The 6,409-nt window shown below is 75.1% G+C and carries 6 protein-coding genes; 5 read left to right on the top strand and 1 reads right to left on the bottom strand.

Annotated features, from left to right (window positions below; translation table 11 throughout):
• Positions 1-58 precede the first annotated feature (58 nt).
• On the bottom strand, positions 59-799 hold the full coding sequence (locus ACFRMQ_RS36630; protein ID WP_380735164.1) for a hypothetical protein: 741 nt from the start codon (positions 797-799) through the stop codon (positions 59-61).
• Positions 800-1,110: 311 nt separating this feature from the next.
• Between ACFRMQ_RS36630 and proB the strand changes: the two genes are divergently transcribed.
• The 5 genes from proB (at position 1,111) to ACFRMQ_RS36605 (ending at position 6,285) form a co-directional block, all read left to right on the top strand.
• Positions 1,111-2,247 carry a glutamate 5-kinase gene (gene proB, locus ACFRMQ_RS36625; protein ID WP_380735163.1) on the top strand — a complete coding sequence of 379 codons (1,137 nt, stop codon included), beginning with the start codon at positions 1,111-1,113 and terminating at the stop codon, positions 2,245-2,247.
• A 174-nt stretch (positions 2,248-2,421) separates the two neighbouring features.
• Positions 2,422-2,943 (top strand): hypothetical protein, encoded by a 522-nt coding sequence (locus tag ACFRMQ_RS36620; protein WP_380735162.1) that lies wholly within the window; start codon positions 2,422-2,424, stop codon positions 2,941-2,943.
• 131 nt (positions 2,944-3,074) lie between these two features.
• A complete protein-coding gene (locus ACFRMQ_RS36615) occupies positions 3,075-4,397 on the top strand; it encodes a glutamate-5-semialdehyde dehydrogenase (protein WP_380735161.1) in 1,323 nt (440 codons plus the stop codon).
• 90 nt (positions 4,398-4,487) lie between these two features.
• The gene (locus ACFRMQ_RS36610; protein ID WP_380735160.1) at positions 4,488-5,072 is read left to right on the top strand and encodes a hypothetical protein; all 585 of its coding nucleotides are present in this window, start codon (positions 4,488-4,490) and stop codon (positions 5,070-5,072) included.
• A 151-nt stretch (positions 5,073-5,223) separates the two neighbouring features.
• A complete protein-coding gene (locus tag ACFRMQ_RS36605; protein ID WP_380735159.1) occupies positions 5,224-6,285 on the top strand; it encodes a hypothetical protein in 1,062 nt (353 codons plus the stop codon).
• Positions 6,286-6,409: the final 124 nt, after the last annotated feature.

Below are 6,409 nucleotides of genomic sequence, written 5' to 3'. Positions count from 1 at the left end.
GCCCCCGCCACCTGTCGCGGTGGCGGGGGCCGTCCGCGTGTCCGGCGGTGGCCGGGCGTCACTTGGTCCAGGAGGCCTGGAGCTTCAGCAGGTCGGTCAGGTCGGTGTAGCCGACCGCGGCCGGGGTGGTCCCGGTGGTGGCGATGATGGTGCAGCCCTTGACCTCGGCGCCCTTGGCGACGCCCTGGAACTTGGCGGTGGTGCACTTGGGCAGCGGGGTGGCGGCGGTCATGGCGTTGATGCCCTTCTTGCCGGTGTTGTCGAAGACGACGAACTTGGAATCCGGAGCGGTGAAGGAGAGGCTGGCGTCCCCGAGGTTCTTGATGGTGTAGCTGACGTACATCGGAGTGCGGCCTTCCAGGCCGGTCGTGGTGACCTTGGCGGCGGTGAGCTCCTGGAGCGAGCCGACCTCGACCCCGGTGACGGTGATCTCCAGCTTGGTGGCGACCTTCGAGTTCTTGTCGGCGAAGTCCACGGTGGCGCTCTGGCCGAACTTCACGCTGGTGGCAGCCACCGGAACGCCCCCGGCGGCCCCACCGCCCGCGGCGCCGGCCGTACCGGCCCCGCCCGTGGTGGCGGCCGTGCCGCCGGTCGCCGCACCCGACGGGGCCGCGGTCGAACCGCCGGCCGCTCCGCCGGCGGTGGCCCCCTGAGTCGCGCCGGTCTGGGCCGGGGCGGCGCCGGTGACGCCGCCGGTACCGGCCGGAGTGTCCGCGTTGTCCGGCCCGCAGGCCGCGAGCGACAGGGCGGTGGCTGCCGCGAGCGCGGCGACGGTCAGCTTGGTGGTGTACGAACGCATGATGCGCTTTTCTCCTGGGCGCGCGGCCGCGACCGTTGCCGGCCTTTGCCCAGTGCGGCGCCGCCCGTCGTGAAACGAAGGGTCGAAGACATGGGTCCAGCGGGCAAGAAGCCGTCCCCCGATCTGGCTTGTGGTCAGGGACCATACCAGCCATCCGGATTGGCGGAACCGCTGTGGCGAGCCCGTGACCGGCCCGGGTCCAGCCGGTGAAACACCCCGGGGGTGACCTGCGTGAATCGCGTAGATTTCGGGGGTGACGGCCGGGCCCGGGCCCGCCGTACCCGCACCACACCGGAAGGGCGTACAGCGAGATGAGCGAGGACTCTCTGCGTGAGGAAGTGCTGACCGCACGGCGGATCGTCGTCAAGGTCGGCTCCTCCTCCCTGACCACGGCGGGCGGCGGCCTGGACGCCGACCGCGTCGACGCCCTGGTGGACGCGCTGGCCAAGCTGCGGGCCCGCCCCGAGGCACCCGAGGTCGTCCTCGTCTCCTCCGGAGCCATCGCGGCCGGGCTCGCCCCGCTCGGCCTGGACCGCCGGCCCAAGGACCTGGCCCGCCAGCAGGCCGCCGCCAGCGTCGGCCAGGGCCTGCTGGTCGCCCGGTACACCGCCTCCTTCGCCCGCTACGGCATCAGGGTCGGCCAGGTGCTGCTCACCGCCGAGGACGCCAGCCGGCGCGCCCACTACCGCAACGCCTACCGCACCCTGGACCAGCTGCTGGCCATGGGCGCGATGCCGATCGTCAACGAGAACGACACCGTCGCCACCGCCGAAATCAAGTTCGGTGACAACGACCGGCTCGCCGCCCTGGTCGCCCACCTGGTCCGGGCCGACCTGCTGGTGCTGCTCTCCGACGTCGACGGTCTGTACGACGGTGACCCGTCCCGCCCCGGCACCAGCCGGATCGCCGAGGTGCGCGGCCCGCAGGACCTCGACGGCATCGAGATCGGCAGCGCCGGAAAGGCCGGGGTCGGCACCGGCGGCATGGTCACCAAGGTCGAGGCGGCCCGGATCGCCACCGGCGCCGGCATTCCCGTGGTGCTCACCGCCGCCAGCCAGGCCGCCGACGCCCTGGCCGGCCGGCCCACCGGCACGCTCTTCCTGCGCACCGGCAGCCGCACCTCCGACCGGATGCTCTGGCTGGCCCACGCCAGCAGCCCGCGCGGGTCGCTGCACCTGGACGAGGGCGCCGTCCGCGCGGTCGTCTCCGGCGGAGCCTCGCTGCTGCCGGCCGGGGTCACCAAGGTCGACGGGGAGTTCACCGCGGGTGATCCGGTGGACCTTATTGGCGAAAACGGCCACATCGTGGCTCGCGGACTGGTCAACTTTGATGCGAGGGAGTTGCCCCGCCTGCTCGGCCGGTCCACCCGCGACCTGGCCCAGGAGTTCGGTGCCGGGTACGAGCGCGAGGTCGTCCACCGCGACGACCTGGTCGTTCTGCGCGGCTGACCGGCCCGGCGGGCCGGCACCGGCCGCCCGGCCGATCGGCGCAGTGCGGACGGCGGGCCGCTCCGGGCCGGGAGCGGCCCGGCCACGGGCGAGGAGGGGCGCAGCCGTACCGGTCGGCCGAGGGCCGACGGGGCCGGTGGGGACGACACGACATCGCCGAACAGGAGGCCGCCGGTGGAACGCAGGCGCGAGGCAGCGCTGACCGCAGGGACGGCGGGCCGGCGGCTGACCAGCATCGACGGCGGACGCGGGGACGGCCCCGCCGAGCCGGCCGGTCCGCCGCACAGGCCCGGCGGGGTGCGCAGACTGCGGCCCGAACGCGACCGGGCGTCCCAGCCGCCCACCGTCCCCGAGCAGGCCCGGCTGTGGCACGTCGTGCTGAGCGTGTCCGGGCAGGTCACCTCGCTGCCCTCGCTGCGCGCCTCGCTGGAGCGACTGGCGCACGACCACTCGTTCTTCCTGACCGCCCGCTACGCGGCCGACCACGCCGAGATCCGCTACTGGGAGCAGGCCCGGGACCTGCACGACGCGGCGGCCATCGCGTTGCGGCTGTGGGGCGAGCACAAGGTCACCGCGAACCTGCCGCCCTGGGAGATCGTCGGACTGGAGGTGGTCGACCGGGCGACGTACCACAAGCGGGTGACGGAGGGCTTCGGCGATCCGCCGCCGCACCTGGGCGGGGTCCACCCGTACTGAGCCGTCCCGGGGCCTGTCCGGATCGGGCCGCCGCGCCCCGGGACGCCCCGGCCGCGGAGGTCCGCCGCGGCGGCGTCTCACCCGGCGAAATGCGGCCGGACGGGACGGGCCCAGTCGCTACGCTTGGCGGCATGACCAGCGACCTCGCCACCGCCGACAGCCCCGTCCTCGCCGTAGCGCGCCGAGCCCGGGTGGCCGCCGCCGCGCTCGCCCCGCTGCCGCGCGGCGCGAAGGACGCCGCACTGCTGGCGATCGCGGACGCGCTGGTGTCCCGCGCCGCGGAGATCGTCGAGGCCAACGCCGAGGACGTGGCCAGGGCCCGCGCGGCCGGCACGCCCGAGTCGGTGATCGACCGGCTGACCCTGACCGACGAGCGGATCGCCGCGATCGCCTCCGACGTGCGCGACGTGGCCGGCCTGCCCGACCCGGTCGGCGAGGTGGTGCGCGGCTACACGCTGCCCAACGGCCTGGACGTGCGGCAGGTCCGGGTGCCGCTCGGCGTGGTCGGCATCATCTACGAGGCCCGGCCGAACGTCACCGCGGACGCCGCCGCGCTCTGCCTCAAGTCCGGCAACGCGGTGCTGCTGCGCGGCTCCGCCTCGGCCTACCGCTCCAACACCGCGCTGGTCGCCGTGCTGCGCGACGCCGTCGCCGAGGCCGGGCTGCCCGCCGACGTGATCCAGCTGGTGCCGGGGGAGAGCCGGGACTCGGTGCGGGAGCTGATGCGCGCCCGCGGCTACGTCGACGTGCTGATCCCGCGCGGCGGAGCCTCGCTGATCCGCACCGTGGTCGAGGGCTCGACCGTCCCGGTGATCGAGACCGGCACCGGCAACTGCCACGTCTACGTGGACGCCGAGACGGACCTGGCGATGGCCGTCGGCATCCTGCTCAACTCCAAGGCACAGCGGGTCAGCGTCTGCAACGCGGCCGAGACGCTGCTGGTCCACCAGGACGTCGCGGACGCCTTCCTGCCGCTCGCGCTGGCGGCGCTCGCCGAGGCCGGGGTGACGGTGCACGGCGACGAGGCGGTGCTGAAGGCCGCCGAGGGCGGCCCGGCCACCGTGGTGCCGGCCACCGACGAGGACTGGGGCGCCGAGTACCTCTCGCTGGACCTGGCCGCCGCCGTGGTGCCCTCGCTGGACGCCGCCGTCGCGCACATCCGCCGCTGGTCCTCCGGCCACACCGAGGCGATCGTCACCACCTCGCAGGCCGCCGCCCGCCGCTTCACCCGGTTGGTCGACTCCACCACGGTGGCCGTCAACGCCTCCACCCGCTTCACCGACGGCAGTGAGTTCGGCTTCGGCGCGGAGATCGGCATCTCCACCCAGAAGCTGCACGCCCGCGGCCCGATGGGCCTGCCCGAGCTGACCAGCACCAAGTACATCGTCACTGGTGACGGGCACGTGCGGGGCGAGCGGACGCAGACCGTGGGCGGGGTCGCGGACGGCCGCTGAACGCGGCGCGACAGACGGCCGTCACACGTGTGACGGACCAACTGGCAGGAGCCACAGACAAATCGCCCGCCCGGTAATACGCTGAATCCCGTGGCTGAGGATGTGGGGGGCTTGCCGTACCCCGACGGCGCCGACCACGGTGGTGCGGACGACGAGTTCGCCACCGTGGTCTTCGATGAGGCTTTCGTCCGGTCCGCCGCCGTGCACGAGCCGACCGCCAAGGAGCGGCAACTCGCCGCCGCCGAGGCACGGTTCGAGCCGGATGCCGTGGGCCCGGGCTGGAGCTATGACGCCCCGGCCGGGGACGGGCTGCCGCTGGAGCTGCGCCCGTACCCGAGCGGACTCGACGCGGACCACCTCTACCCCGACCCCTGGTCGGGGCCGGACCGGGCGGCCTACCGCCGGGGCCGGCGCCCGTGGCGGCGCGGCGACGATCCGGTGCGCGCCCGCGGCCGGTACGTGGCGCAGCAGCGCTGGCACCGGCCGGTGGCCTGGGTGCTCGCCGTGATCATGGGCGTGAGCCTGGTGGCGGTCGCGGTCGCGGCGATCTACCAGGGCGTGGGCGGCTCCTCGGGCACGCCCCGGCGGCCCGAGTCCGGCAGTACCAGCGCCGGGGCCGACCCGGGGCAGGCGCCGGCCGAGCCGCCGCTGGTGGTCACGGCACCCGCGGGCTAGCCGGGCCGTGCGCGGGCCGGGGCGGCCGGCCGTGGCCGCGGGGCGCTCCGTCATGGGGAGTTCCGTCGTGGGGCGCCCGGTCACGGAGCGTCCCCGGGATTGTGCGCCCCGACCCCTCGTGGCGGCGGTGGTGTCCGCCTACCCTGGTGGTGTGGGTGACCCGCGAGAGCCTCCTGAGGGTGCGCCCGAGGGCGGTTCCGGCAACGAGGACGAATTCCGGTCCGTCGTGTTCGACGAATCGTTCGTGCGGGCTGCCCGGATCCAGGAGCTGTCCGCCCGGGAGCGGCTGGCCGGCCCGCTCGGCAAGGCCACCCGGCCGCGGGTGCGGCTCGGCCCGCTGGGTACCGTCCCGCGTCAGGCGCTCGCCCTGCTGCTGCTCATCCTGCTCGCCTTCGGGGCCGCGGTGTACTTCGGGGTGAGGACGCCGATGGGCGCCGCGGTGCGGCCCGAGGGCGGTCAACTCACCGTCAGCCTGGTCGCGTTGGCCCCGGCTTCGGCGGTCCGTCCGGTCGCCGACCCGGCGGATCCGTTCGCCGCGCTGCCCGTCGGCTACGGGGAGGGCACGCTCGGGCTGAACACCCCGGCCGGGGCCGCCGCCGGGGGCTTCAGCCGGATCGAGGTGACCAAGGCGCTCGACACCGTCCAGCGCTACCTGGTCGCCTCCTCGCTGTCCCCGGCCACGCTGGTCCACGGAGCCACCGCGGACGTACGGACCTTCGTCACGCCCGGTGAGCAGGCCGGGTTCGACACGAGCGTGGCGCAGCCGGTGGACGACCGGCACCACGCGGCGACCGGCTGGATGGTGCGCTTCGACCCGGCCCGGGTCGCGCTGGCGTCGAACACCGTGAAGGTGGTCGGCGCGATGCGGATCGACGAGGCGGACGGCGGGACCCTGGAGGTCACCACCGACCACACCTTCGTCTACGCGCTGAAGCCGGCCGGGGCCCCGGCCGGAGCGCCGGTCACCCTGGAGACGGTGCGGCGGCAGCTGACCTTCGAGTTCGACCGGGTCGACCTGGCCTCGGGGCAGCTGCGGCTGGTGGACTCGGTGGTGGAGGCCGGGCCGGAGCCCTGCGGCACCTCGGCGGCGGGCTTCCTGCAGCCGGTGCTGGCCACCGCGCAGGGCGCGGTGGTCGCGCCGCCGGCGCCGGTGGACCCGGGTAACCACGCGCTGCCGGGCTGGCAGGTGTGCGGGGTGCTGGCGGGCGGCTGAGGGGCAGGGGGAGCGGGAGGGGCCCGGACGGACGGGCACGGCGGCCGGCGCCCGGGCGGGCACCGGCCGCCGTCGCGGACCGCGCGGGTCAGCCGCCGTCGCGCTCCGAGGAGCCACTGCCCGA

Origin of the sequence: Kitasatospora sp. NPDC056783, from assembly GCF_042789895.1 — a bacterium.
Lineage (GTDB): Bacteria > Actinomycetota > Actinomycetes > Streptomycetales > Streptomycetaceae > Kitasatospora.
The sequence above is the reverse complement of the archived record's forward strand: the minus strand, read 5'-3'. Positions and strand labels throughout refer to the sequence as shown.